We start from the raw sequence: 24066 nt of genomic DNA, 5'->3' as shown, positions 1-24066 counted from the left end.
GCCACTGCCGGTGTTCGGCCGTACAGAAGACTTGCTTGCCCGACGTTGCCCGAGGAGAGACATGTCCGAGTCCGCCAAGACCCCCGTCGACTTCTGGTTCGACCCGCTGTGCCCGTGGGCCTGGATGACCTCGCGCTGGATGCTGGAGGTCGAGAAGGTCCGCGACGTGGAGGTGCGCTGGCACGTGATGAGCCTCGCGGTGCTGAACGAGGACCGGCTGGACGAGCTGCCCGAGGAGTACGCCGAGAACATGCGGCCCGGCGGCAAGGCCTGGGGCCCGGTGCGCGTGGTGATCGCCGCCCAGGAGCTGCACGGCGACGAGGTCGTCGGCAAGCTGTACACCGCGCTCGGCACCCGCTTCCACAACGAGGGCCTGGGCGTTGACCGCGATGCCGTCGCCGCCGCCCTCAAGGACGCGGGCCTGCCCGCCGAGCTCATCGAGTTCGCCGACCGGGACACCTACGACGCCCAGCTGCGGGCCTCCCACCAGGAGGGCATCGACAAGGTCGGCCAGGACGTCGGCACCCCGGTCATCGCGGTGCCGGGCGCCGACGGCGAGCAGATCGCCTTCTTCGGCCCGGTCGTCACCCCCGCCCCGCAGGGCGAGGCCGCGGCGAAGCTGTGGGACGGCACGCTCCTGGTCGCCGCCACCCCCGGCTTCTACGAGATCAAGCGCAGCCGCACGGCGGGCCCCGACTTCAGCAACCTCTGAGTCCCGGCACAGAAGGGCCCCCGCGAGTCACGTCCTCGCGGGGGCGCTTCCTTCATCCGCCTGCCGTCATGAAGGCTGAGAAGACGATCACGAGGCAGGACGTTCGCACGGGCCCTACGGGGCCAGGAGGAGGTTGTTGCCGGCCTGCTTGGCGGCGGCGTAACGCTTCGCCACGTCCTGCCAGTTGACGACCCGCCACATCGCCTCGATGAAGTCGACCTTCTGGTTCTTGTACTGGAGGTAGAAGGCGTGCTCCCAGGCGTCGAAGACCAGGATCGGGGTCGAGCCCTGGCCGACGTTGCCCTGGTGGTCGTAGATCTGCTCGACCAGGAGGCGGCCGCTGATCGGCTCGTAGGCGAGGACGCCCCAGCCCGAACCCTGCGTCGTCGCCGAGGCCTTGGTGAGCTGGGCCTTGAACTTGGCGAAGGAGCCGAAGGATTCGGCGATGGCGTCGGCCAACTCGCCCACCCCGTCCTTGTCCAGGGGCTCGCCGCCGCCGTCACCCGTCATGTTGTGCCAGTAGATCGAGTGCAGGATGTGGCCGGAGAGGTGGAACGCGAGGTTCTTCTCCAGGCCGTTGACCGAGCCCCAGGCATCCTTGTCGCGGGCCTCGGCGAGCTGCTCCAGGGTGTCGTTCGCGCCCTTCACGTACGCCGCGTGGTGCTTGTCGTGGTGCAGCTCGATGATCTCCGGGCTGATGACCGGTTCGAGCGCCGCGTAGTCGTACGGAAGTTCAGGAAGCGTGTAAATGGCCATGTCCGAGCCCTCCGGCGGATCACTGCAAGTTCTTATTGCAAGCTATGTGCAAGTGCACGCTATCAGCAGGAATGGGGCTTCGCAGCTAAGGGTGGGCTCAGCAAAAAGTCCTGCGTCCCGAGGCCTAGGGCCTTTGGGACGCAGGACTGTTGAGCGGGTTCGGGTCAGCCGTCCAGCGGGGTCCGGGTCGTGGTCCGCTGGCGGATGTAGCCGATCACCGCGAGGACGACGGTGAGGCCGCCCGTGTAGTAGAGCTGTACCCGGGTGCCGTCCTCGCGGGCCATCAGCACGAAGATCACCGCCATGCCGAGCAGCGCGACCCAGGTCAGCCACGGGTAGAGCCACATCTTCACGACCAGCTTCTCCGGCGCCTCGCGCTCGATGCGGCGGCGCAGCAGCAACTGCGAGGCGGCGATGAAGAACCAGACCACCAGGATGATCGCGCCGATGGTGTTCAGGAGCCACTGGAAGATGTCGTCCGGACGCCAGTAGCTCAGCAGCACGCACACGAAGCCGAACGCCGACGAGGTGAGCACGGCGACCCGCGGCACCCCGCCGGAGATCTTCCCGAGCACCTTGGGACCCTGGCCGCGCGAGACGAGCGAACCGGCCATGCGGGAGGCGCCGTAGATGTTCGCGTTCATCGCCGAGAGCAGCGCCACCAGCACCACGACGTTCATGATCTGGCCCGCGGCGGGGATGCCGAGGTGGTCCAGCGTGGCGACGTAGGGGCCCTTGGTCGCGATGTCCTTGGCGGTCCACGGCAGCAGCGTGACGACGACCGCCATCGAGCCGACGTAGAAGATCGCGATCCGCCACATCGCGGTGCGCACGGCCTTCGCGACGCCCTGGACGGGGTGTTCGGACTCGGCCGCGGCGATCGTGACCGTCTCCAGACCGCCGTACGCGAAGACGGAGGCGAGCAGTCCGACGATGAGGCCCTCGCTGCCGTTGGGCATGAAACCGCCCTGGCCGGTGAGGTTGGCCAGGCCCGGCGCGCTGGTGTCGGGCAGCACGCCGAGGATCGCCAGGACGCCGACGACCAGGAACAGCGCGATCGCGCCGATCTTCAGCGCGGCGAACCAGAACTCGAACTCGCCGAAGTTCTTCACGGCCGCCAGGTTGGTGCCGCAGAACAGCAGCATGAACACGGCCACCAGCGCCCACTCCGGGACGCCCGGCAGCCAGCCGTGCACGATGCCCGCGGCGCCGATGCCCTCCAGGCCGACGGCCACGCACAGCAGGAACCAGAACGCCCAGCCCGCGGTGAACCCGGCCCACGGCCCGATCGCCCGCTCGGCGTGCACCGAGAACGAGCCCGAGGCGGGATTGGCGGCCGACATCTCGCCCAGCATGCGCATCACGAGCATGACCAGGGCGCCGGATATCGCGTACGCGAGGATGATCGAGGGGCCCGCCGCGGCGATCGCGGTGCCGGATCCGACGAAGAGCCCGGCGCCGATGACCCCGCCGAGGGCGATCATCGAAAGATGGCGCTGCTTGAGGCCATGCGTGAGAGGTGAGTCGGTCTTCGGCCGGCTGTCGTTCGGCGCGGGCGCGGTTGTCCGAGACATGGGCATGCCCTGTTCAGTAGCTGATCCACCGGGTCGGCGGCGCGGAGCCCACAGTCTCTGTGCGGCTCCGCTCAGAGGGAACACCCGACCGGTATGCGGACACCCGACTCACACAGGGTGAAGACTCCTGTGCGTTTCGTTTACATGAACTTCACGCGCGGCGCGTGCGCAACTCCCGTACCCCCGCCACCAGAAGCACCGCCGCCGTCGCCCCCGTCGACCACAGCACCTGCGGCCGGGCGGTGTCGTCGAACAGCATCAGCACCAGGACCGCCGCCATCGCGGCGAGCGCCGCCCAGGTGAGATAGGGGAAGGCCCACATCTTCAGGGTCAGCCGCTCCGGCGTCTCGCGCTCGATGCGGCGCCGCAGCCGCAGCTGCGAGACGGCGATCAGCGCCCACACGAACAGCAGCACCGCACCGACCGCGTTGAGCATGTAGAGGAACACCGAGTCCGGCCACTTCAGGTTGAGCAGTACGGAGACGAACCCGAAGGCCACCGACGCGAGCACCGCCCGGCGCGGCACCCCGCCGCCCGACACCTTCAGCAGCCCCTTCGGCGCCTCGCCCCGCTCGGCCAGCGAGAACACCATGCGCGATGACCCGTACAGATTGGCGTTGAGGGCGGAGAGCAGCGCCACGAACACCACGATGTTCATGATCTGGCCGGCCGACGGGATGCCGATCGAGTCGAGCACCGCGACGTACGGGCTCTGGCCCGGCTTCATCGACGTCCACGGCAGCAGCGTCACGATGACCAGCATCGAGCCGACGTAGAAGAAGAGGATCCGCCACACCGCGCTGCGCACCGCGCGGCCGACCGCGCGCGCCGGGTCGTCCGACTCGGCGGCGGCGATCGTGACGACCTCCAGACCGCCGAACGCGAAGATCACCGCGAGCACCCCGGAGACCACGCCGCTCCACCCGGCCGGCAGGAAGCCGCCCCGCCCGGTCAGGTTGGACATGCCGACCGCCGACGTGTCGGGCAGCACCCCGAAGACCGCGAGCACTCCGAGCACCAGGAACGCGACGATCGCGAAGACCTTCAGGGCGGCGAACCAGAACTCGAACTCGCCGAAGTTCTTGACCGCGGCCAGGTTGGCGCCGGTGAACACCACCATGAAGATCAGCACCCAGGCCCACTGCGGCACCCCCGGCGCCCACCCGTTCGCGATCTTCGCGGCGCCGGTCGCCTCCACGGCGAGCACCACCACGAGCAGGAACCAGTACAGCCAGCCCACGCTGAACCCGGCCCAGCGGCCGAGCGCCCGCTCGGCGTGCACCGAGAACGAACCCGACGCGGGCATCGCCGACGACATCTCGCCCAGCATCCGCATGATCAGCATCGCGATCGCGCCCGCGATCAGATACGAGACGACGATGCCCGGACCCGCCACCGCGATCCCGGCGCCCGACCCCACGAAGAGCCCCGCGCCGATCACCCCGCCGAGGCCGAGCATGGTCAGATGGCGCTGCTTCAGCCCGTGCGAGAGGGGCTCCGCGGGCAAGGAGTCGTGCATGGCGCTCGTAACTTTCGATTTATGGGGAACCTACAGTCTCCCCGAGTCACGGCCCCTGGCGCAAAAGGGGCACCCAACACCATCACCGCAGTGATGAGGGTCACGCCGAGCCGTGCATGAATCCCGGCCTTTGTGCAGACCCCACCAAGCCTTCAACGCCCGCTTTGTGGACGGCTGCTGGTGATCCAGCGAGATTCGGTGGGCTAACGTCACGGTGTCCCAGCACGTCCCGCCGCCCAATACCCGCCGGAGAGTTCCGATGAGCACTGCGTCCGCCGCCGCCCCCCGCACCGGATCGGTACTCGCCGACCTGCTGCCCGCCTCCCGCACCAAGGACATCGCGCTCGTCGTCGGCGGCGCCGCGCTCACCGGTGTCGCCGCCCAGATCGCGGTGCACATCCCGGGCACGCCCGTGCCGGTCACCGGGCAGACCTTCGCCGCGCTGCTCGTCGGCGCGGGCCTCGGCGCCGGGCGCGGCTTCCTCTCGCTCGCGCTGTACGCCCTGGTCGGCATGGCCGGGGTGCCGTGGTTCGCGGGCGCCACGTCCGGCGCGGGCGGCGCCTCGTTCGGCTACGTCCTCGGCATGCTGCTCGCCTCGACGGTCGTCGGCGCGCTGGCCCGTCGGGGGGCCGACCGCACGGTGCTGCGCACGGCCGGGATCATGGTGCTCGGCTCCGCGGTCATCTACGCGGTGGGCGTGCCCTACCTCGCGGCGTCGACGGGGATGTCGCTGAGCGCCGCGGTCGCCGCCGGTCTCACCCCGTTCCTGCTCGGCGACGCCCTGAAGGCCGCGCTGGCCATGGGGCTGCTCCCCGCGGCGTGGAAGCTGATCGGCCGCCGGGCCTGAGGACCTGGGGGCGCCGCCCCCCAGACCCCGCTCGGCTACGCCGGGTTCACGTTGTAGTTGTTCCTGAAGAGGTTCGCCGGGTCGTACACCGACTTCACCGCGGTGAGCCTCTTCTCGTTCTCCTCGCCGTACAGACCCTCGGTACCGCCGAACTCCGCGTCGCCGAACGTGAAGTTGAGGGAGCGGCCCAGAGTCCACGGCTTCAGCGCGGTGAGGACCTCCGCGTGGAGGGCGCGCACGGCGGTGAGTTGATCCTCCGCGAACGGGGTCAGGACGCGCAGCAGGAAGTCCGCCTCGCGGTGCGGCACCGCGTTCGGCGCGGGCTTCGCCAGCGCGCCGCCCAGGTGGTTGAGCTGCACCACGCACATCGTGGGCGCCTCGGGCCCGGTCAGCCGCAGCGCCTGCGCCAGCGCCGCCGCAGCCACGTCGCGCAGCATCGCGCCGTTGCCGTAATAGGGGTGCGCGTGCTCCGGGTCGCGGTGGATGGACGGCGACTCGGTGTACGCCATCTCCCGCAGGTCGTCCATGATCGCGGGCCCGATCGCCCGCAGCGGAGCCACCAGCCGCTCGCCCTCCTCGGCGCTCCCGGTGAACGCCACCCGCACCGTCACCACGTACCGCCCCCGCACCGGCGCGGGCACCCACTCGGCGTCCGGCCACTGGATGGCCTGGAGCGAGGAGGTCACACTGTCCGGGATTGTCGCGGTCCAGCGCAGGTACTCCTCCAGTACGCGCTCACCGAGCCGCTCCCCGTCGAAGGCGAGCTGGCCCCCGTACAGCCGGGCCACCGGCACCAGAGCGGTCTCCAGCGCGGTCACCACGCCGAGGTTGGCGCCGCCGCCGAGCAGTCCCCAGAAGAGGTCGGGGTCGCTGTCGGCCGTCACCTCGCGCAGTTCGCCGTCCGCGGTGACGACCTCCAGGGCCCGTACGTGGTCGGCCGCGTACCCGAACTCCCTTGCCAGGATGCCGAGTCCGCCGCCCAGCGTGTAGCCGACCGCGCCGACGCTGGGCGCCGAGCCGTTCAGTGGGGCGAGCCCGTGCGGGGCCGCGGCCGCGACGACCTGCCCCCATGACACGCCCGCGCCGAGGCGTACCGTGCGTTGCCCGGCGTCGACGGCGAGGGAGTCCATCCGGCGGGTGGTGACGAGCACCCCGCCCTCGGTGCTGCCCGCGAGCCCGTGCCCGGTGGCGTGCACCCCGACGGGAAGCCCGCGCTCGGCCGCGTATCGCACGGCCCGCTGCACGTCCGCGGCGCTCTCGGCCGCGAAGACGACGGCGGGGCGCTGGGTGAACCCGAGTTGGTATCCGGCCAGTTCGGTGTCGTAGCCGCTGTCGCCGGGGTGGAACGTCTGCACGGGAAGCCCTCCGTCTGCCTGCTTGCTGGACATGGGGAGAGCTTCCCGCGAAAACCTGACACCTGCCGTCAGGTTTTTCGAACGGGCGTGTTCGTCAGATCCTGGACATCCGCCTGCGGCCCCGGGTGGTCCACCACAGCCCCGTGCCACCGGCGATCAGGAACAGCACCCCGGCCGCGGCGAGCGGCAGCACGCCGTCGTTGATGCCGGTCCTGGGCAGCTGCGGAGGCGGCGCCGGGCCGGTCGGGGACGGCGACGGCGAGGCCGTGCCCGACGGCGGGGCGGCCGGCACGTTGTCGGTGCCGAGCAGCAGCGGGGTGTCGGGCGCGTTCGGCGACGGCTTGGCCGCGCCGAACGGCACCGGGCCCTGCTGCCAGAGCACCTGGTCGCCGGTCCCCGCGGTCACCGGCAGGCAGATCTTGCCGGTCTTCGACAGGTCGTACGTCGCCGAGACGGTGTACGACCGCTCCTTGCCGGGCGCCAGATCGGAGATCGCGCAGGCGAACCCGCTGTTGGTGATCGGCTGCAGCTTGTTCTTCGGCACCGGCGCACAGCCCGTCACGCCGGTGATCCGCATGCCGTCCAGGCCGAGGACGGTCAGGGTGATCCGGCCGGTGTCCTTGCTCCCGTGGTTGACGACCTTCGCGGTGAGGGTGGTGCGGCCCGTGGCGTTGTGCACCTTGATCGTCGACGGCAGCTCGGTGGAGATCTTCACGTCCGGCGGCGCGCTCGGCCCCGGTGTTCCGCCCTGGCTGCTGCCGGGGGTCGGTCCGGCGGCCGCGGCCACGCCCGCCCCGAACGGAAATATCAATAGTGCCGCGAATGCGGTGGCGAAAAGAGATCCTTTGGATTTTCGAACGTGCATTTCCCCATCCCCTCACCCGTAGTGGGTGCGTCTCTGCGGAGAAGGGTCCCACAAGATTTCCGCCAATTATGCTGTGATGGTGTCACCGTAGTGAATCAGTCCTGGTCACAGGCGGTTCTGAGGGGGTGGGTGGTCATGCCGGGAACTCGGGGGCTATTGGTCGCTGGACGCTACCGCCTATGCGAAACAATTGGCCAGGGAGGAATGGGGCGGGTGTGGCGGGCGGCGGACGAGATACTCGACCGGCAGGTCGCCGTAAAAGAAATGCGCATCGATGACCTCGACGCGGAGGACAGCCGCGTCCGGCGCGAACGCAGCCTGCGCGAGGCCCGCGCCACCGCCCGCATCGACCACCCCAACGTGGTGCGGGTCTACGACGTGGTGGCCGAGGAGAGCGACCGGCTCTGGATCGTGATGGAGCTGGTCGAGTCCCGCTCGCTGGAGAAACTCCTGGTCGAGGAGGGGCCCGTCGAGCCCCGCGAGGCCGCCCGCATCGGGATCGGCCTGGCGGCGGCCCTTGTCGAGGTGCACGCGGTGGGCGTACTGCACCGCGACATCAAGCCCGGCAACGTCCTGCTCGCCCCGGGCGGCCGGGTCGTGCTCACCGACTTCGGCATCGCCGCCATCCAGGACACCGCGGCACTCACCGTGGCCGGCATGCTGGTCGGCTCCCCGGACTACATGGCGCCCGAGCGGGTCACCGGCAAACCGCAGGGCCCGGCCTCCGACCTGTGGTCGCTCGGCGCCACCCTGTGCGCGGCGGTCGGCGGGCGCTCCCCGTTCGCCCGCGCGACCACGATCGCCACCCTGCACGCCGTGCTCTACGAGGAGCCCGAACTCCCGGCGGCCGCAGGCCCGTTGGCCCAGATCCTCGGCGCGCTCCTGGTCAAGGACCCGCAGCGGCGGCCGGGCCTGACCGAGCTCACCACCCGCCTGATGCCGATCGCCGCGCCCCCGACGGTCCTCGCCGCGGGCCCGGCCGCGCCGCCGCATCCCCCCACCCTGGCGGTGCCCGGCGAGGCGCCACTCCGGCCGGTTCCGGTCGTCGTACGCGCTGAACTGCCGCCCCCGCCAAGGGAGTTGTCCCCTACCCCGGAACCCGCGCGGCCGGATCCGCCTGCCGGGCGTCGGCGCCGCAACCGGCTCCTGGCCGCGGCGGTTGTCGTGGTGGCGGCCGTGACCGCCGTCCTGATCGCCACCACCGTCAGTCGGCACGGCGGCGGCACCGCGAGCGGCTCCGTCAGTTCGGCGCCGCCGACCGTGGCCGGCACCTCGCGTGCCCCCTCGGCGACCCCGCCGCCCGGCTCCATCGACGAGACCGGCTTCGCCTGGATACCGCCCAAGGGCTGGACCCGTACCGCCAAGAGCCCCTCCAACGTGCACTACCACGCACCGGGCGGAAAACAGGAGATCGCCGCCTCGTACGCACTCGTACGCGGCGGCGATCTCCTGGCCCAGTGGCAGGAGGCCGAGGCGGCCTCCCACGACGTGCCGGGCTACCGGAAGATCCGGCTCGACCGGACGACCTTCCACGGACAGCCCGCCGTGGTCTGGGACTACGACTTCACCCAGAACGGCGTGCCCTGGAAGGCCCGCCAGACCGGCTTCAACGAAGGCGGCAAGTCGTACCAGGTCAACACCTGGTACCAGGCCGACACCGAACCCGCCGCCCGCGCGGCCTATGACGCGGTGACGTCTTCCTTCACCCCGCTGTAGGAGGTGGCACGGCCCGCCAGCACCTTCTCCTTGACCACCGCGATCACGACGACGATCGCCGCGACGAGCAGCGACAGGAGCACCTGCTCGCGGCCGGACTTGTCGAACAGCATGTAGACGAGGACGAAGGTGATCATCCCTGCCGTCAGCCAGGTGAGATAGGGGAAGCCCCACATCTTCACGGTGAGCTTCTCCGGCGACTCGCGCAGGATGATCCCGCGCATCCGCAGCTGGGTGAAGCAGATCACCAGCCACACGAACAGGGCGACCGCGCCGGAGGAGTTGAGCAGGAACGCGAAGACGGTGTCCGGCCACTTGTAGTTGAAGAAGACCGCGACGAAGCCGAACACGACCGAGCACAGGATCGCGACCCGCGGCACGCCCCGCCCGCTGGTGCGCGCGAAGGAGCGCGGCGCGTCCCCGCGCTCACCGAGCGAGAACGCCATCCGGGAGGCCGTGTACAGACCGGAGTTGAGGCAGGAGAGCACCGCCGTCAGCACGATCACGTTCATGATCTGGTCGGCGTGCGGGATGCCGATCGTCTTGAGCGCGGCCACATAGGAGCCGTCGGTGACGATCGAGGGGTCGTTCCACTTCAGGAGCGTGAGCACGATGAAGATCGAACCGAGGTAGAAGACCGCGATCCGCCAGATCACGCTGTTGGTGGCCTTGGTCACGGCGCGGCGCGGGTCCTCGGACTCACCGGCGGCCAGCGTCACGATCTCGCTGCCCATGAAGGAGAACACGACCATCAGCACACCGGTGAGGATCGCCCCGTACCCCTTGGGGAAGAATCCGCCTGCGTCCGTGAGGTGCGCGAAGCCCGCGCCCGGGTTGTTCGAGCCCGGCAGCACGCCGAACACCGCGAGCATCCCGATGACCACGAAGCCGCCGATCGCGACGACCTTGATCCCGGCGAACCAGAACTCGAACTCGCCGTACGAGGAGACCGAGGCGAGGTTGGTGGCGGTCAGCACGACCATCACGATCAGCGCCCAGCCCCACTGCGGGACCCCCGGCACCCAGGTGTGCAGGATCTTCGCGCCGGCCGTCGCCTCGACCGCGAGCACCACGACCCAGAAGAACCAGTACAGCCAGCCGATCGAGAACCCGGCCCAGCGGCCGAGCGCGCGGTCCGCGTACGCCGAGAACGAGCCCGACGACGGGCGGGCGGCGGCCATCTCGCCGAGCATCCGCATCACGAAGACGACCATCACGCCGACGAGTGCGTACGAGAGCAGAATGGCGGGGCCGGCCGCGGCGATACCGGAACCGGACCCCACGAAGAGGCCGGCGCCGATCACGCCACCGATGGCGATCATGGACAGATGACGGTTCTTGAGACCCGCCTGGAGGCCGTTGTGGGGGCCGCCGGGAGCGGGCGAACCGGAACCGGGGTTGCCGGGGAGGCCGTCTTCCTTGGCCAGGGTCGGCTGCGAGGTCATGGACGCTTCCTTACGTCTTCGGAGCACTCGGGTTACGAGCCCGTGCATTGAAACCCGGTCCGGTTCGGGACGGAAGACCTGAATCCGGATCGTTGTACTGGGGGTGTCCGGTGGATCAGGGTCGGATAGGGCGCGGCGGCTGGTGCGGTGCATCGCAAGGCGCCGGAGCGTCGCGATAGCGGAGCTATCGGGGCGTTTCGGCAACGCGGCGAGGTGCCGTGCCAGACGTCGCGACCCCGGCCCTGATCCACCGGACACCCCCTGGGCCGAACGACACTCGTGCGCCGGGACCGAAGTCCCGCACCCACTTCCCCCTGTCCGGCCCCGCGCATGCCACACTCGGGGGCATGCGCGTGTACCTCGGCTCCGACCATGCCGGCTTCGAACTCAAGAACCACCTCGTCGAGTGGCTCACGGCCCACGGGCACGAGCCCGTGGACTGCGGTCCGCACATCTACGACGCCCAGGACGACTACCCGCCGTTCTGCCTGCGTGCCGCCGAGAAGACGGCCGCCGACCCGGACTCGCTGGGCATCGTGATCGGCGGCTCCGGCAACGGCGAGCAGATCGCCGCGAACAAGGTCAAGGGCGTCCGTGCCGCGCTGGCCTGGAGCGAGCAGACCGCGGCGCTCGGCCGCGAGCACAACGACGCCAACGTCATCTCCGTCGGCGGCCGGATGCACACCCAGGAGGAGGCGACCAAGTTCGTCGAGATCTTCCTGAGCACGCCGTACTCGGGTGAGGAGCGCCACACCCGCCGCATCGAGATGCTGTCGGAGTACGAGAACACCGGCAAGCTCCCCGAGATCCCGGCCCACCACCCGCAGCAGGGCTGATCGCCGCTCATGCCTGAGGGGCACACGATCCACCGGCTGGCCGCCGACCACGACCTCGCGTTCGGCGGCCGGCCGCTGCGTGCCGCCAGCCCCCAGGGCAAGTTCTCGGACGGCGCGGCCCTGGTCGACGGCCAGGTCCTTCAGAGCGCAGAGGCCCACGGCAAGCACCTGTTCCTCGGCTTCGGACCGTCCGGCTGGGTCCACATCCACCTGGGCCTGTTCGGCAAGTACGGCTTCGGCGACGCACCGGCCCCGCCGGCCACCGACACCGTACGGCTGCGCCTGGTCAACGACGAGGCGTACGCGGACCTCCGCGGCCCGACGACCTGCGCGCTCATCACCGACGGCGAGAAGCGGGCGATACACGACCGGCTCGGCCCGGACCCGCTGCGCGCGGCGGACACGGGCGAGCGGGCCTGGCAGCGGATCTCCCGCAGCCGTACCACCATCGCCGCCCTGCTCATGGACCAGAAGGTCGTCGCGGGCGTCGGCAACGTCTACCGCGCCGAAGTCCTCTTCCGGCACGGCATCGACCCCTACCGGCTCGGCAAGGACCTCGGCCGTGCCGAGTGGGACGCCATCTGGGCGGACCTCGTGGAGCTGATGCGCGAGGGCGTCCGGCTCAACCGGATCGACACCGTCCGCCCCGAGCACACCCCCGAGGCGATGGGCCGCCCGCCGCGCGTGGACGACCACGGCGGCGAGGTGTACGTCTACCGCCGCGCCCACCGGCCCTGCCACATCTGTGGCGGCGAGATCCGCACCGCCGATCTCGCCGCCCGCAATCTGTTCTGGTGCCCCGGCTGTCAGAAGCCGTGAGGCAGCCAGGGCGCGAGCTCGCTGCCGAACGCCGTCGAGGCCTCGGCGAGCGCCCCCTGCCGCAGCTCGCGCACCCGGCCCGCGCCCGCGAATGAGGCCAGCGTGATCCCGCCCAGGTAGGCGGCGCCCAACTCCCGTACGGACAGCGCCAGTTCGGCCGCGTCGTCGGTCCGTACGCAGGACGCGCCCTTGGTGTCACCGGTGAGCCGCCAGCGGCCCGCGTTCCACGGACAGAAGGCGTCCTCGACCTCCAGGACCACATCGACGGGCGCCGCGTACGTACGCGCCTCCAGCGCCGCGCCGAGCTCCACGAGCCGCACGTGCAGCGCATCCCGCAGCCGCACCCCGCACCGGCGGACATCGGAGACCAGGTGCTGGAACGCGTCGTCGGCCGGCCGGCCCTTCACGCTCAGCGTGGACGTCAGATCGAGGTCGAAGAGGTACTGCCACAGCGCCCCGTACGCCGCCGGGTCCGCCGCCTCCAGATCCGCGAGCGACACCGTGCCGGCCACCCCCGTCGGCTCGCCGGTCACCGCGACCCGGTAGCGCGCGTAGCCGACCAGTTCCCCGTCCCGCTCCGCGAGCACGCACTGGAGCGGCGAGCCGCCGCCCCGCCGGGACTCCGGGTCGAGCGTCACCATCCGGTCCCAGCCCGGCAGCCTGGCGAGCCTGCCCGGCCGCCCCGGGACCAGGCGCGCGTACAGCGCCTCGCACCGCGCCAGCGACTCGTCCACCTTCGCGTACCGCAGCCGTACCTCGTCCGTGCCCGGTGGAAGGGCGAGCCGGACCCTGGCCGTGTCTATCTCGGCGGACAGCGCGAGGGTGGCGATGCCGTACCCGAACCGCCCGTAGATGGCGGGCTCGGAGGCCGTCAGGACCGCGAGCGCCTCGCCCCGCGCCCTTACGCCGTCGAGCTGGCGCCGCATCATCGACGTGAGGATGCCGCGGCGGCGGTGCGTGCCCATCACGCCGACCGCGGTGACCCCCGCGGCCGGCACCACGGCCCCGCCCGGCACGCTGATCCGGAACGGAAAGGTGCTGGTGGCCGCCACGCACACCGCGCCGTCCCACACCGCGATCGACCGCTGCGGATCGATCAGCTCGTCGCGCCACAGCTCCACTTCTTCCGGGGCGTCCGGCACGCCGCCGAACGCCGCCACGATCGCCGCGTACCAGTCGTCCCACTCGGCCGGGTCCAAAGCCCGCAGCTCCGTTGTCATATGCCCATGCCTACCAGGGAGCCGCCCCGGCGGGCGACCCGATTTCGACCGCCCTGCCCGGCTCCGTCCACGGGGGTCACCTGCGCGCGGCCCCGCGGGCTGGATAGGGTCCTGGGCAATGGCACGTGCGACGAGAGCGGACTCGTTCACCGCCCGGTGGCGCAAGGCGCTGCACCGGGTCCGTATCGCGGTGCGCAAATCCGGCGTCGACTACTTCCGCGGCGACGGCTCCGACTGGATCGCGCTGGCCGGTCTGCTCCTCACCGTCCCCGTCATCACCTGTGCCACCCTCCTCGCCCCCACGTGGTGCGCGCCCGCCGCCCTGGTCCTGCCGATCGTGGCCGGCGGGCTCCTGCTGCGGCCCGCCAACCTCCTCGGCCTGTACGCCGCGGCCGCGACCGCGCTGATCGTGGAGTCGGTGGAGCTCGGCCCGTACACCGCGGGAGCGGACCGGGTCACCCCGGGCACCGTCCTCGTGGTCGCCGCCTGCGGGCTCTTCGGCCTGCTCATCGCCCAGTTCCGGGCCCGCGTCGGAGTGCCCTGGCGGCGCGGCGGCACCATGCTCTTCGACCTGCGCGAACGCATCCGCGTCCAGAGCGCGCTGCCCCGCCTCCCCAAGGGCTGGCACCGCGAGATGGCGCTGCGCCCCGCGGGCGGCCAGTCCTTCTCCGGCGACTTCGTGGTCGCCGCCCGCACTGGCGGCGGCCGCACCCTGGAAGTCGTCCTCACCGACGTCTCCGGCAAGGGCATGGACGCGGGCTCCCGCGCGCTGCTGCTCTCCGGCGCCTTCGGCGGCCTCCTCGGCTCCCTGCCGCCGCACGCCTTCCTCCCCGCGGCCAACGGCTACCTGCTGCGTCAGGACTGGGACGAGGGCTTCGCCACCGCCATCCACCTGGTCCTGGACCTCGACTCGGGGGACTACCAGCTCCTCTCGGCCGGCCACCCCCCGGCCCTCCAGCTCCACGCGGGCTCGGGCCGCTGGCACGAACAGAGTGCCGAAGGCCCGCTGCTCGGCGTCTACGACGGTGCCGAATTCCACCCGGCCAAGGGCTCACTGGCCCCCGGCGACGTGCTGATGCTCTTCACGGACGGCCTGGTGGAGACCTCCGAACGCGACATCAGCGAGGGCATCGACCGCCTGACCGGCGAGGCCGACCGCTATGTCGCGACGGGATTCGACGGGGCGGCCTGGCACCTGATCGAGGCGGTCGCGAAGGACGTCAACGACGACCGGGCGCTGCTCCTGATCCGCAGGGAGGCGTAGGGGGTGGCCACCGCCCGCTCGCCCCGTCGTACAGTCGACGCCATGCCGATCCTCAGCCTCCCCGAAGTCGAAGCGATCGCCCGTGCGGCCCACGAGGGCCAGACCGACAAGGCGGGCCGGCCGTACGCCGAGCACCTCGCGGCGGTGGCCGAGGGCGTCCGGGTGCGGGGCGGCAGCGACGACCAGATCAAAGCGGCCTGGCTGCACGACGCGATCGAGGACGACGCGCTGTCTCCTCAGTGGCTGGATTCCGCCGAACTCCCGTACTCCGTCAAGGCGTTGGTGCTCGCGCTGACCAAACGCCCGGGGGAGCGACCGGAGTCCTACACCCGGCGCATCCTGGCCACCGAAGGCGCGCTCCTGATCAAGGAGTCCGACCTCGCGCACAACGCCGACCCGGCCCGTCTGGCCGTCCTCGACGAGCCGACCCGGGCCCGCCTGACGGCCAAGTACACAGAGGTGCGCCGCCTGCTCGGCCTTGCCGAACCGCCTGAGGCCGACTCGCGGTTGGCCTGATCCTTACCTTGGCGATTCGTCACCCGGGAACAACCACAGGGGTGTTGGTGGCACGATAGAGCTCGCGGGAGCGTGCGCGGCACGCTCCCGGGCCGGCAAGGGCGGACCGACCAAGGGTGTGTGATCAGTTGTGGCCATTTCGCTGTCAGTGGTGCTGATGTTGGCAGTCATCCTCGTGGTGCTGATCCGCGGAGGCTCCATCAAGGCCGGCCCAGCCATCGTCGCGGTACTTTTCGGCTTCTTCCTGGCCTCGACGGGCATGGCCCCCTCGATCCAGCGCTTCCTGAACTCGATAGCGGACTCGATCAACCAGATCAAGTTCTGACCCCGAGCGTCAGTCCGACCCCCGAGCGACAGGGGGCCCGGCGAACACCGCCCCGGAACGCGACCGGGGCCAGTTCAAAGGTTCTCCCTCTGACCTGGCCCCGATGCACAACAGAGCGGGCGACGGGAATCGAACCCGCGTAGCTAGTTTGGAAGACTAGGGCTCTACCATTGAGCTACGCCCGCAAGCACCGCGCCGCAGGTCGTAGCGACCGCGGCACGTAGAGCATCGTAGCGGGTCGCACCCCGGACGTGCACACCGCATCCGCGCGACGGCACCCGGGAAACAAAGCGGCCGACGTACTCCCCGCGGGCATGTACCCTACGTGTCGCACCGACGGGGTGTGGCGCAGCTTGGTAGCGCGTCCGCTTTGGGAGCGGAAGGCCGTGGGTTCAAATCCCGCCACCCCGACCAGCGTCACCGACGTGCGATCTCCGCGCACAAGATCACATTGTGGGCGGCATCCAGCTTGCGGCTACTATGCAAGCTGCGTGCCCGTGTGTCTGATGAATCCGATGTACCGGGCCCGATCCGCCGGAGACCGTCGGTCTTAGGCAGAACCCCCAAGAAGTCAGCCACAAGGAGACCGAACCGTGAAGAGCGCCGTGGAGACCCTGAACCCGACTCGGGTTCGGCTCACTGTCGAGGTGCCCTTCGAGGAGCTCAAGGACAGCCTCGACGCGGCGTACAAGAAGATCAACCAGCAGGTCACGGTCAAGGGCTTCCGCAAGGGCAAGATCCCGGCCCGAGTGATCGACCAGCGGTTCGGTCGTGGCGCCGTGCTGGAGGAGGCTGTCAATGACGCGCTTCCGAAGTTCTACACCGAGGCGATCAACGAGGCGGAGCTGAACCCGCTGGGTCAGCCCGAGGTCGACATCACCGAGCTGAAGGACGGCGAGACGCTGAACTTCACCGCCGAGGTCGACATCCGCCCGACCATCGAGATCCCGGACTACTCCGGCATCGAGGTCACCGTGGACGCCGTCGAGGTCAGCGACGAGGACGTCGAGAAGTCCGTGGAGCAGCTCCGCGAGCGCTTCGCCTCGACCTCCCCCGTCGAGCGTGCCGCCGAGGACGGCGACGTCGTCACGATCGACCTGCAGGCCAAGGTCGACGGCGAGGTCCTGGAGGACGGCGTGGCCGAGGGTGTCTCGTACACCATCGGTTCCGGCGAGCTCCTCGAAGGCATCGACGAGGCCGTCAAGGGCCTGGAGGCCGGTGGCGAGGCCACCTTCACCTCCGAGCTCAAGGGCGGCTCGGCCGAGGGCAAGGAGGCCGAGGTCACCGTCAAGGTCACCCAGGTCGCCGCCCGTGAACTGCCCGCCCTGGACGACGACTTCGCGCAGCTCGCGTCGGAGTTCGACACCCTGGACGAGCTCAAGGCCGACAGCCGCAAGCGCCTTGAGAACATGAAGCAGTACGACCAGGCCACCCAGGCCCAGGAGCGCGTCCTGGACGAGCTCCTGAAGCTGGCCGAGGTCCCGATCCCCGAGAAGCTCCTCGCGGACGAGATCCAGACCCGCAAGCACAACCTTGAGCACCACCAGCTCGGCCAGATGGGCATCGACCTCGCCAAGTACCTGGAGATCCAGGGCAAGACCGAGGAAGAGTTCACCGCCGAGACCGAGGAGCAGGCGGTCAAGGGCATCAAGACCCAGTTCATCCTGGACGAGCTCGTCAACAAGGAGAAGCTGAACGTCAACCAGGAGGAGCTCACCGAGCACCTCATGCGGCGTGCGGCCTCCTCCGGCATGAGCCCGGACCAGTTCGCCCAGGCCGTCGTCGAGGGCGGCCAGGTGCCGATGCTCGTCGGCGAGGTCGCCCGCGGCAAGGCGCTCGCCGTCGTGGTCGAGGCCGCCAAGGTCACCGACACCAACGGTGAGCCCGTGGACCTGGAGGACGACGAGGAAGAGGTCGCCGAGGCCGTCGTCGCCGCCGCCGAGGGCGAGGCCGTCGAGGTCGACGCCGCGGAGAAGACCGAGGCCTGAGCCTCACCCTGAATCCCGTGGGAGGGGCCCGTACGCAGCCGCGTACGGGCCCCTCTTCGTACGTAATTCCGGTTCAACCACCTTGCGCTCCGAGCGAACAGTTCGGGAACCGGGATGGCGTTGTCCCACCTGCGCGTTAGGGTCCATGAATACGAGGGTGGTGGAGTCTCCGAGCCGGAGCCCGAGCCCCCGGAACGAAGACGCTGAGACGGCCGAAGCCGTCAGAGACGAGCAGGTGGATACGTGACGAATCTGATGCCTTACGCCGCCGGTGAGCCGTCCTTCGGTGGTGGCCTCGGCGACCAGGTCTACAGCCGACTGCTCAACGACCGCATCATCTTCCTCGGCCAGCAGGTCGACGACGAGATCGCCAACAAGATCACTGCCCAGATGCTCCTCCTGGCCGCTGCCGACCAGGACAAGGACATCTACCTCTACATCAACAGCCCCGGCGGCTCGGTGACGGCCGGCATGGCGGTCTACGACACCATGCAGTACATCCAGAACGACGTGGTCACCATCGGCATGGGCATGGCGGCCTCGATGGGTCAGTTCCTGCTGACCGGCGGCACCGCCGGCAAGCGCTTCGCGCTCCCCAACACCGACATCCTGATGCACCAGGGCTCCGCCGGCATCGGCGGCACCGCCTCCGACATCAAGATCCAGGCCGAGTACCTGATCCGTACGAAGAAGCGCATGGCCGAGATCACCGCCGCGCACTCCGGCCAGACCGTCGAGACGATCATCCGCGACGGCGACCGCGACCGCTGGTACACGGCGGAGGAGGCCAAGGAGTACGGCCTCATCGACGAGATCATCTCCGCTGCCTCGGGCGTTCCGGGCGGCGGCGGCACCGGGGCCTGAGCCCCTGCCCGCACCGCTTCCCCCGCCCACTTGAACGCCACCAGGATGGTGAACACCCCAATGAGCAACTTCACCCCGGCCAACGCGAGCGGCCTCTACACGGGCCCGCAGGTCGACAACCGCTACATCGTCCCGCGCTTCGTCGAGCGCACCTCGCAGGGCGTGCGCGAGTACGACCCGTACGCGAAGCTCTTCGAGGAGCGCGTGATCTTCCTCGGCGTGCAGATCGACGACGCGTCCGCCAACGACGTGATGGCGCAGCTGCTGTGCCTGGAGTCGATGGACCCGGACCGCGACATCTCCATCTACATCAACAGCCCGGGTGGTTCCTTCACCGCCCTCACGGCGATCTACGACACCATGCAGTTCGTGAAGCCCGACATCCAGACGGTCTGCATGGGCCAGGCCGCCTCGGCCGCCGCGGTCCTGCTGGCCGCCGGTACGCCGGGCAAGCGCATGGCGCTGCCGAACGCGCGGGTGCTGATCCACCAGCCGTCCGGCGGCACCGGCCGCGAGCAGCTCTCCGACCTGGAGATCGCGGCCAACGAGATCCTCCGCATGCGTACGCAGCTGGAGGACATGCTGGCCAAGCACTCGACCACGCCGATCGAGAAGATCCGCGACGACATCGAGCGCGACAAGATCCTCACGGCCGAGGACGCGCTGGCGTACGGCCTGGTCGACCAGATCGTCGCGACCCGCAAGACGACGACCGCCGCGGCGGCCTGAGCCGCTTCGACGGCCTTGGCGCGGTCCACGGAGAAGTGAACCGCGCCAAGGGGGGCCCGAACGAGGGGCTCGGCAAGGTACCGTCGGTAGGGGGTCTGGGGGTGTCCCCCCGGAAAACGCAGTAGGCACCAGGAGGCGGCGCACATGGCGTCTCCCAGGCGAAGGGGAAGCACCTCGTGGCACGCATCGGTGACGGCGGCGACCTGCTCAAGTGCTCGTTCTGCGGAAAGAGCCAGAAGCAGGTGAAGAAGCTCATCGCAGGCCCCGGGGTGTACATCTGCGACGAGTGCATCGACCTCTGCAACGAGATCATCGAGGAGGAGCTCGCCGAGTCCTCCGAGGTGCGGTGGGAGGAACTTCCCAAGCCGCGCGAGATCTACGAGTTCCTCGAGGGGTACGTCGTCGGGCAGGAGCCCGCCAAGAAGGCCCTCTCGGTGGCGGTCTACAACCACTACAAGCGGGTCCAGGCCGGCGAGAACGGCGGCGGCACGGGCCGCGACGACGCGATCGAGCTCGCCAAGTCCAACATCCTGCTGCTCGGCCCCACGGGCTCCGGCAAGACGCTGCTCGCCCAGACCCTGGCGCGCATGCTCAACGTCCCGTTCGCCATCGCCGACGCCACGGCGCTCACGGAGGCCGGCTACGTCGGCGAGGACGTCGAGAACATCCTCCTCAAGCTGATCCAGGCCGCCGACTACGACGTCAAGAAGGCCGAGACCGGCATCATCTACATCGATGAGATCGACAAGGTGGCTCGTAAGAGCGAAAACCCGTCGATCACCCGCGATGTGAGCGGCGAGGGCGTCCAGCAGGCCCTGCTCAAGATCCTTGAGGGCACCACGGCCTCGGTTCCCCCGCAGGGCGGCCGCAAGCACCCCCACCAGGAATTCATCCAGATCGACACGACGAACGTGCTGTTCATCGTGGGCGGCGCCTTCGCGGGCCTGGAGAAGATCATCGAGTCGCGGGCCGGCGCGAAGGGCATCGGCTTCGGCGCGACCATCCGCTCCAAGCGCGAGATCGAGGCCAGCGACCAGTTCCAGGAGGTCATGCCGGAGGACCTGGTGAAGTTCGGGATGATCCCGGAGTTCATCGGCCGCCTGCCCGTCCTGACCTCGGTCCACAACCTCGACCGCGAGGCGCTCCTCCAGATCCTCGTCGAGCCGCGCAACGCGCTCGTCAAGCAGTACCAGCGCCTGTTCGAACTCGACGGCGTGGAGCTGGACTTCGACCGCCCGGCCCTGGAGGCCATCGCCGACCAGGCCATCCTGCGCGGCACCGGCGCGCGCGGCCTGCGCGCCATCATGGAGGAGGTCCTCCAGTCGGTGATGTACGAGGTCCCGTCCCGCAAGGACGTCGCCCGCGTCGTCATCACCGCGGACGTCGTCCGCAACAACGTCAACCCGACACTGGTCCCGCGCGAGCCGCGCATCGTGAAGAACGACGGGCGGCACGAGAAGTCGGCGTAGCCGCCAGGCGCTGCGTGGGTGTGCAAAGGCGCTCGCCGCAAGGGGTAAACCCCCTTGCGGCGAGCGCCTTTGTGTCCGCTGTCTCGTTGCGGTGGACAGATTGGTCTCGGTCAAGCCGGAACCTGCTCAAGACACTTCCATGATCCACTCTAGATTCCGAGGGGCCTGATGATCTTGTTGGGCGCGGCGGGTGTGCAGGGCACCCGATCGCTACTCATGGAGGTCGACGACGACACTGCTCAAGGTGGGGCGCGCCATCAGTGCTGCGGCCTGGTGGTCGCGGCCACCGTGGCCGTACCCCTGATGGCTGCCGGGACAGCGCATGCCACGGCCATCGTCTGCGACAACTACCTGGACCGTGCCGGATATAACGTCGGCCTCGTTCTGTAGCATGCCTGCACGATCAAGGGTTTGCCCTGGGCAAACCCCGTGTGCGTGGCGGGGAATGGTCTCCATAGGTGTGAAGCCCGACGACGCGCAAGAGGCGTGTTCCCGCGCATGAGGTGACTCGGCCGGGCCGGGCGTAGTGCACGCTCTGGAGCGCCGTTTGAGTCGCCCGGCCGACCACTTGGCGCGCCCGGCTGGACTGTCCGGGCGCCCCTTTGCTGTGTGCCGATGTACGGCTAGGCCTTCTGGCGGGCCGTGTTGTACAGCGAGGCCGTCAGCTTGGCGGCGTCGTCCTGGCTCGCGCCGCCACCAATCGCAGCCTTGCCCAGGTCCATCAGGATCACAACGCCGTACGTGCTGTAGTCGGCCCACACGCACACCGGGGCCGTGAACTCCTTGGGCCCCTTCTCCGCCGACCCGTCGCTGCCGGAGTTGGTGAACTTCATGTCCTGGCACTTCATCAGCGCGCCCGAGAACCCGGCCGGCTTGACGAGCTTGGCCGTGCCGATGAGCTGCGCTTTGATGGTCGTGCTCTTCTTGGTGTTCTCCGTGGCGTTCTGGAACGACGCGTCGATCACCTTCGCGGGGTCGCTGATCTGGCCCCAGACAGCCTGGACCTGAATCGCCTTGCTGGTCAGCGGGTTCTTGGTGTCGCCCGAGTTGTACTCGGTGGCGACCTGCTGCGGGTTCTTGACGCCGAGGCCCTCGGCCTTCTGCTTCTGCGTGTCGGTCATGGGCGTCGTCTGGTCGCCCGCGGAGGACTTCCTGTAGTCCTCGACCGTGGCGGGCAGGACGACCTTGTAGCCCTTGGTGCTGGCGGACACGTCGCTGTTGCTGGCGCCGCCGCCCTTCGTCAGGAACCACACGCCGCCGCCGATGACCGCGACCGCCACGACGACGGCCGTGATGATCACGCCGGTCTTCTTCTTCGGCGGGGCCGGCGGCATGGGCATCGGGGCGCCGTACGGAGGCTGCTGGCCGTACGGGGGCTGCTGGGGCGGCTGGCCGTAAGGCGGCTGCTGCTGCGGGTACCCATAGGGCTGCTGCGGCGGCTGCTGCCCGTACGGGCCGGGCTGCTGCGGCGGGACGCCCTGCGGCGCCTGCTGCGGGTAGCCGTAGCCGGGCTGCGGCGGACCGGGCTGCCCGTACGGCTGCTGCGGCGGCTGCTGGCCGTACGGACCGGGCTGCTGAGGCTGGCCACCGTACGGGCCCGGCTGGTTGTAGCTCATTGCTGGGTTCCCCCTAGGGATGCTTATCCGATCCAGACATCCTGACCGAAAGGGGGGTGGCCCGCAGCACCCGGGGTCCTTTGATGTCTAGCTGTTGACGACTTGTTCCTGTTCCTGCACGTACTCGTCGATCCGGCCGGAGGGATCGGTTCCGGCGGAGGCGACGAAGTGCGAACGGGCCCAGATCTGCGACACACCGCTCTGCCGCAGGGTGCGTTCAGAGGCGGCTCTGAGCTTTCTGGCCAGGTCGGGGCGGCTAGGCGGCCGGATAGCGGACCATGGCACGAATGTGGTCGGGCGCTTCTGCGAAGCCCTCGACTTCAGCATTGGCCGCCCGAGCGGCCTCCCTCAGGGAGCGCTCCGCTGGGCGCAGCATCTCGGCGGTCAGCAGCGCCCGACGGTGCAGGGTGACGAAAGCGATATGCGCCGCCAGGTCGTGGAACGAGGTGTCGGAACGGGGCCGTGAGGCCTCGATGCGCCGCTGCGGGCGCGGCCGTGGCCTCTTCGCGGGATGTTCCGCCCGCCAGGCGTCAAGCTCGGAGGGCAGCCAGGTCGGCGTCCGCCCGATTCCCTCGGTTCAAGAAGCGATCCGCGCGGCTCTCCATCCCCTTTCCCGGCCAGGCGGTTCGTGTAAGGCAGGTAATCGGAAATGGGCTTTCGTGCGGATTCCGAACCTCGGCGAGGTCAAGTTCCGGCTGTCCCGCGCCCTCGGGGGCGAAATCCGGAACGCGACGGTTCGCACGGAAGCCTCGGGGCGCTGGTACATCAGTCTCGCCGTGTGCACGCGCGATCAGACAGTCGTCGCCAACGAACTACCGCCGGTCGGCGTCGACTTCGGAGTCAGGCAGTCCGCCTACCTCTCCGACGAGGCGCAGCCACGGCTCATGCCTCGGTCGATGACCGAGGGCGAGAGGCGGCGGCTGGAAGGGCTGGAGCGGCGGAAGGCGCGGCAGATGCGTCACGCGCGCAAACACCGAGGCGGAAGGTACGGCACGCGGCCTGCGCCGTACCCTGCGCGAGATCGCTCGCCTCAAGGCCCGGCAAGCCCGTCGGAGGGTGGACTTCACCCACGAGCTCACCGCCGGCCTGGCCAAGAGCCACGGCCTGGTCGCCGTCGAGGGTCTGCGGGTGAAGGCCATGACGAAGAGCGCCAAGCGCGGTGCACAGCCCCCTTGGCGGAAGACGGGACTCAATCGCGGCATCCTCGACAACCTCCCGGGGGAGCGCCGACGGCAGCTCGCCTACAAACGCCCGATGTACGGGTCGGTGCTCGTCGCCGTGGAGGCCGCGGGCACCTCTCAGACGTGCCGGGTCTGCCACCACCGCGACCCGGCGTCCCGAACCGATCGGGACACCTTCCGTTGCACCAACTGCGGACACGTGGACGACGCCGACCACAACGCAGCCGCGGTGACGCTCGATCGCGCCCTTCGAGCGCCGGTGGGCACCGCCTTTGCCGCAGGGCACTGCGGTGAACAGCACGCACCGACCGGCCGCACCCGGCCGGTCATGCCCGGCACCAGCCGGACGCACGCGTGAACCCTTCGCGTTTCCGCCCGTCGGGAGCGAGGAATCCTCGCAGGCCGCTGCGGGGAGGATGCCAAGAAACATTCCCGTTTCATCGTGAGCTG

General features: G+C 69.7%; 23 protein-coding genes and 2 tRNA genes. 15 read left to right on the top strand and 10 right to left on the bottom strand.

Features of this window, described 5'->3' with window-relative positions; all coding sequences use genetic code 11:
- The first annotated feature begins 61 nt into the window (after positions 1–61).
- Positions 62–712, top strand: coding sequence for a DsbA family protein (locus ACIQ8J_RS04320; RefSeq protein ID WP_403264605.1), 651 nt, complete (start codon positions 62–64; stop codon positions 710–712).
- Between the two features lie 114 nt (positions 713–826).
- On the opposite strand, the gene ACIQ8J_RS04315 is transcribed toward ACIQ8J_RS04320, so the two are convergent.
- The 3 genes from ACIQ8J_RS04315 to ACIQ8J_RS04305 all read right to left on the bottom strand — a co-directional run bounded on the left by ACIQ8J_RS04315 (position 827) and on the right by ACIQ8J_RS04305 (position 4561).
- Positions 827–1468 carry a superoxide dismutase gene (locus ACIQ8J_RS04315; RefSeq protein WP_403264603.1) on the bottom strand — a complete coding sequence of 214 codons (642 nt, stop codon included), beginning with the start codon at positions 1466–1468 and terminating at the stop codon, positions 827–829.
- A 164-nt stretch (positions 1469–1632) separates the two neighbouring features.
- Positions 1633–3042, bottom strand: a complete 1410-nt coding sequence (locus tag ACIQ8J_RS04310; protein ID WP_403264600.1) for an amino acid permease — start codon at positions 3040–3042, stop codon at positions 1633–1635.
- Positions 3043–3193: 151 nt separating this feature from the next.
- Positions 3194–4561, bottom strand: a complete 1368-nt coding sequence (locus tag ACIQ8J_RS04305; protein WP_403264597.1) for an amino acid permease — start codon at positions 4559–4561, stop codon at positions 3194–3196.
- A 259-nt stretch (positions 4562–4820) separates the two neighbouring features.
- Between ACIQ8J_RS04305 and ACIQ8J_RS04300 the strand changes: the two genes are divergently transcribed.
- Entirely contained in the window at positions 4821–5408 is a 588-nt protein-coding gene (locus tag ACIQ8J_RS04300; RefSeq protein WP_403264594.1) for a biotin transporter BioY, read from the top strand.
- Positions 5409–5443: 35 nt separating this feature from the next.
- Here ACIQ8J_RS04300 and ACIQ8J_RS04295 read toward each other — a convergent pair whose 3' ends face one another.
- Complete coding sequence (locus tag ACIQ8J_RS04295; RefSeq protein ID WP_403264591.1) at positions 5444–6796, bottom strand: FAD-binding oxidoreductase; 1353 nt, start codon at positions 6794–6796, stop codon at positions 5444–5446.
- A gap of 61 nt (positions 6797–6857) precedes the next feature.
- The gene (locus ACIQ8J_RS04290; RefSeq protein ID WP_403607738.1) at positions 6858–7550 is read right to left on the bottom strand and encodes an LPXTG cell wall anchor domain-containing protein; all 693 of its coding nucleotides are present in this window, start codon (positions 7548–7550) and stop codon (positions 6858–6860) included.
- Between the two features lie 213 nt (positions 7551–7763).
- Here ACIQ8J_RS04290 and ACIQ8J_RS04285 point away from each other — a divergent pair, with 213 nt between their 5' ends.
- Positions 7764–9344, top strand: a complete 1581-nt coding sequence (locus ACIQ8J_RS04285; protein ID WP_403264585.1) for a protein kinase — start codon at positions 7764–7766, stop codon at positions 9342–9344.
- Here the strand turns inward: ACIQ8J_RS04285 and ACIQ8J_RS04280 are convergent.
- Positions 9308–10789 carry an amino acid permease gene (locus ACIQ8J_RS04280; RefSeq protein WP_403264582.1) on the bottom strand — a complete coding sequence of 494 codons (1482 nt, stop codon included), beginning with the start codon at positions 10787–10789 and terminating at the stop codon, positions 9308–9310. The two genes, ACIQ8J_RS04285 and ACIQ8J_RS04280, sit on opposite strands and share 37 nt — an antisense overlap.
- Positions 10790–11136: 347 nt before the next feature.
- Between ACIQ8J_RS04280 and ACIQ8J_RS04275 the strand changes: the two genes are divergently transcribed.
- Positions 11137–11625 carry a ribose-5-phosphate isomerase gene (locus tag ACIQ8J_RS04275; protein WP_403264579.1) on the top strand — a complete coding sequence of 163 codons (489 nt, stop codon included), beginning with the start codon at positions 11137–11139 and terminating at the stop codon, positions 11623–11625.
- A gap of 9 nt (positions 11626–11634) precedes the next feature.
- Entirely contained in the window at positions 11635–12444 is an 810-nt protein-coding gene (locus tag ACIQ8J_RS04270; protein ID WP_403264577.1) for an Fpg/Nei family DNA glycosylase, read from the top strand.
- On the opposite strand, the gene ACIQ8J_RS04265 is transcribed toward ACIQ8J_RS04270, so the two are convergent.
- On the bottom strand, positions 12432–13664 hold the full coding sequence (locus tag ACIQ8J_RS04265; protein WP_403264574.1) for a GNAT family N-acetyltransferase: 1233 nt from the start codon (positions 13662–13664) through the stop codon (positions 12432–12434). The two genes, ACIQ8J_RS04270 and ACIQ8J_RS04265, sit on opposite strands and share 13 nt — an antisense overlap.
- 118 nt (positions 13665–13782) lie before the next feature.
- Between ACIQ8J_RS04265 and ACIQ8J_RS04260 the strand changes: the two genes are divergently transcribed.
- From ACIQ8J_RS04260 to ACIQ8J_RS04250, 3 genes are all read left to right on the top strand, one after another.
- Positions 13783–14928 carry a PP2C family protein-serine/threonine phosphatase gene (locus ACIQ8J_RS04260; RefSeq protein WP_403264571.1) on the top strand — a complete coding sequence of 382 codons (1146 nt, stop codon included), beginning with the start codon at positions 13783–13785 and terminating at the stop codon, positions 14926–14928.
- Between the two features lie 42 nt (positions 14929–14970).
- On the top strand, positions 14971–15444 hold the full coding sequence (locus tag ACIQ8J_RS04255; RefSeq protein ID WP_403264568.1) for an HD domain-containing protein: 474 nt from the start codon (positions 14971–14973) through the stop codon (positions 15442–15444).
- A gap of 130 nt (positions 15445–15574) precedes the next feature.
- The gene (locus tag ACIQ8J_RS04250; protein ID WP_403264565.1) at positions 15575–15769 is read left to right on the top strand and encodes a hypothetical protein; all 195 of its coding nucleotides are present in this window, start codon (positions 15575–15577) and stop codon (positions 15767–15769) included.
- A gap of 114 nt (positions 15770–15883) precedes the next feature.
- On the opposite strand, the gene ACIQ8J_RS04245 is transcribed toward ACIQ8J_RS04250, so the two are convergent.
- A tRNA-Gly gene (locus tag ACIQ8J_RS04245) sits at positions 15884–15954 on the bottom strand.
- A gap of 152 nt (positions 15955–16106) precedes the next feature.
- Here ACIQ8J_RS04245 and ACIQ8J_RS04240 point away from each other — a divergent pair.
- The 6 genes from ACIQ8J_RS04240 (at position 16107) to ACIQ8J_RS04215 (ending at position 21209) form a co-directional block, all read left to right on the top strand.
- Positions 16107–16183, top strand: a tRNA-Pro gene (locus tag ACIQ8J_RS04240).
- Between the two features lie 179 nt (positions 16184–16362).
- Positions 16363–17757 (top strand): trigger factor, encoded by a 1395-nt coding sequence (gene tig / locus ACIQ8J_RS04235; RefSeq protein WP_403264562.1) that lies wholly within the window; start codon positions 16363–16365, stop codon positions 17755–17757.
- A gap of 255 nt (positions 17758–18012) precedes the next feature.
- The gene (locus tag ACIQ8J_RS04230; protein ID WP_403265242.1) at positions 18013–18621 is read left to right on the top strand and encodes an ATP-dependent Clp protease proteolytic subunit; all 609 of its coding nucleotides are present in this window, start codon (positions 18013–18015) and stop codon (positions 18619–18621) included.
- Between the two features lie 45 nt (positions 18622–18666).
- Positions 18667–19350 (top strand): ATP-dependent Clp protease proteolytic subunit, encoded by a 684-nt coding sequence (locus tag ACIQ8J_RS04225; protein WP_403264559.1) that lies wholly within the window; start codon positions 18667–18669, stop codon positions 19348–19350.
- A gap of 176 nt (positions 19351–19526) precedes the next feature.
- A complete protein-coding gene (gene clpX / locus ACIQ8J_RS04220) occupies positions 19527–20819 on the top strand; it encodes an ATP-dependent Clp protease ATP-binding subunit ClpX (protein WP_161254410.1) in 1293 nt (430 codons plus the stop codon).
- Between the two features lie 216 nt (positions 20820–21035).
- Positions 21036–21209 carry a hypothetical protein gene (locus ACIQ8J_RS04215; RefSeq protein ID WP_403607736.1) on the top strand — a complete coding sequence of 58 codons (174 nt, stop codon included), beginning with the start codon at positions 21036–21038 and terminating at the stop codon, positions 21207–21209.
- A 233-nt stretch (positions 21210–21442) separates the two neighbouring features.
- Here the strand turns inward: ACIQ8J_RS04215 and ACIQ8J_RS04210 are convergent, their stop codons facing one another.
- Positions 21443–22435 carry a hypothetical protein gene (locus ACIQ8J_RS04210; RefSeq protein WP_403264553.1) on the bottom strand — a complete coding sequence of 331 codons (993 nt, stop codon included), beginning with the start codon at positions 22433–22435 and terminating at the stop codon, positions 21443–21445.
- A gap of 256 nt (positions 22436–22691) precedes the next feature.
- Complete coding sequence (locus tag ACIQ8J_RS04205) at positions 22692–22868, bottom strand: transposase (protein WP_403265239.1); 177 nt, start codon at positions 22866–22868, stop codon at positions 22692–22694.
- Positions 22869–23491: 623 nt separating this feature from the next.
- Here ACIQ8J_RS04205 and ACIQ8J_RS04200 point away from each other — a divergent pair.
- Positions 23492–23974 (top strand): RNA-guided endonuclease InsQ/TnpB family protein, encoded by a 483-nt coding sequence (locus ACIQ8J_RS04200; protein WP_403264551.1) that lies wholly within the window; start codon positions 23492–23494, stop codon positions 23972–23974.
- The last annotated feature ends 92 nt before the right edge of the window (positions 23975–24066 follow it).

The organism is Streptomyces sp. NPDC094147, assembly GCF_044764265.1.
Classification (GTDB): Bacteria; Actinomycetota; Actinomycetes; order Streptomycetales; family Streptomycetaceae; genus Streptomyces.
Note: the sequence above shows the minus strand (reverse complement) of the source record. Positions and strands in the feature narration are given on the sequence as shown.

Excerpts from the sequence above, each read along its gene's own strand:
- ACIQ8J_RS04320 (WP_403264605.1), top strand. The coding sequence starts at position 62 with ATGTCCGAGTCCGCCAAGACCCCCGTCGACTTCTGGTTCGACCCGCTG.
- ACIQ8J_RS04315 (WP_403264603.1), bottom strand. The coding sequence starts at position 1,468 with ATGGCCATTTACACGCTTCCTGAACTTCCGTACGACTACGCGGCGCTC.
- ACIQ8J_RS04310 (WP_403264600.1), bottom strand. The coding sequence starts at position 3,042 with ATGTCTCGGACAACCGCGCCCGCGCCGAACGACAGCCGGCCGAAGACC.
- ACIQ8J_RS04305 (WP_403264597.1), bottom strand. The coding sequence starts at position 4,561 with ATGCACGACTCCTTGCCCGCGGAGCCCCTCTCGCACGGGCTGAAGCAG.
- ACIQ8J_RS04300 (WP_403264594.1), top strand. The coding sequence starts at position 4,821 with ATGAGCACTGCGTCCGCCGCCGCCCCCCGCACCGGATCGGTACTCGCC.
- ACIQ8J_RS04295 (WP_403264591.1), bottom strand. The coding sequence starts at position 6,796 with ATGTCCAGCAAGCAGGCAGACGGAGGGCTTCCCGTGCAGACGTTCCAC.
- ACIQ8J_RS04285 (WP_403264585.1), top strand. The coding sequence starts at position 7,764 with ATGCCGGGAACTCGGGGGCTATTGGTCGCTGGACGCTACCGCCTATGC.
- ACIQ8J_RS04280 (WP_403264582.1), bottom strand. The coding sequence starts at position 10,789 with ATGACCTCGCAGCCGACCCTGGCCAAGGAAGACGGCCTCCCCGGCAAC.
- ACIQ8J_RS04275 (WP_403264579.1), top strand. The coding sequence starts at position 11,137 with ATGCGCGTGTACCTCGGCTCCGACCATGCCGGCTTCGAACTCAAGAAC.
- ACIQ8J_RS04270 (WP_403264577.1), top strand. The coding sequence starts at position 11,635 with ATGCCTGAGGGGCACACGATCCACCGGCTGGCCGCCGACCACGACCTC.
- ACIQ8J_RS04265 (WP_403264574.1), bottom strand. The coding sequence starts at position 13,664 with ATGACAACGGAGCTGCGGGCTTTGGACCCGGCCGAGTGGGACGACTGG.
- ACIQ8J_RS04260 (WP_403264571.1), top strand. The coding sequence starts at position 13,783 with ATGGCACGTGCGACGAGAGCGGACTCGTTCACCGCCCGGTGGCGCAAG.
- ACIQ8J_RS04255 (WP_403264568.1), top strand. The coding sequence starts at position 14,971 with ATGCCGATCCTCAGCCTCCCCGAAGTCGAAGCGATCGCCCGTGCGGCC.
- ACIQ8J_RS04230 (WP_403265242.1), top strand. The coding sequence starts at position 18,013 with ATGCCTTACGCCGCCGGTGAGCCGTCCTTCGGTGGTGGCCTCGGCGAC.
- ACIQ8J_RS04225 (WP_403264559.1), top strand. The coding sequence starts at position 18,667 with ATGGTGAACACCCCAATGAGCAACTTCACCCCGGCCAACGCGAGCGGC.
- ACIQ8J_RS04215 (WP_403607736.1), top strand. The coding sequence starts at position 21,036 with ATGGAGGTCGACGACGACACTGCTCAAGGTGGGGCGCGCCATCAGTGC.
- ACIQ8J_RS04210 (WP_403264553.1), bottom strand. The coding sequence starts at position 22,435 with ATGAGCTACAACCAGCCGGGCCCGTACGGTGGCCAGCCTCAGCAGCCC.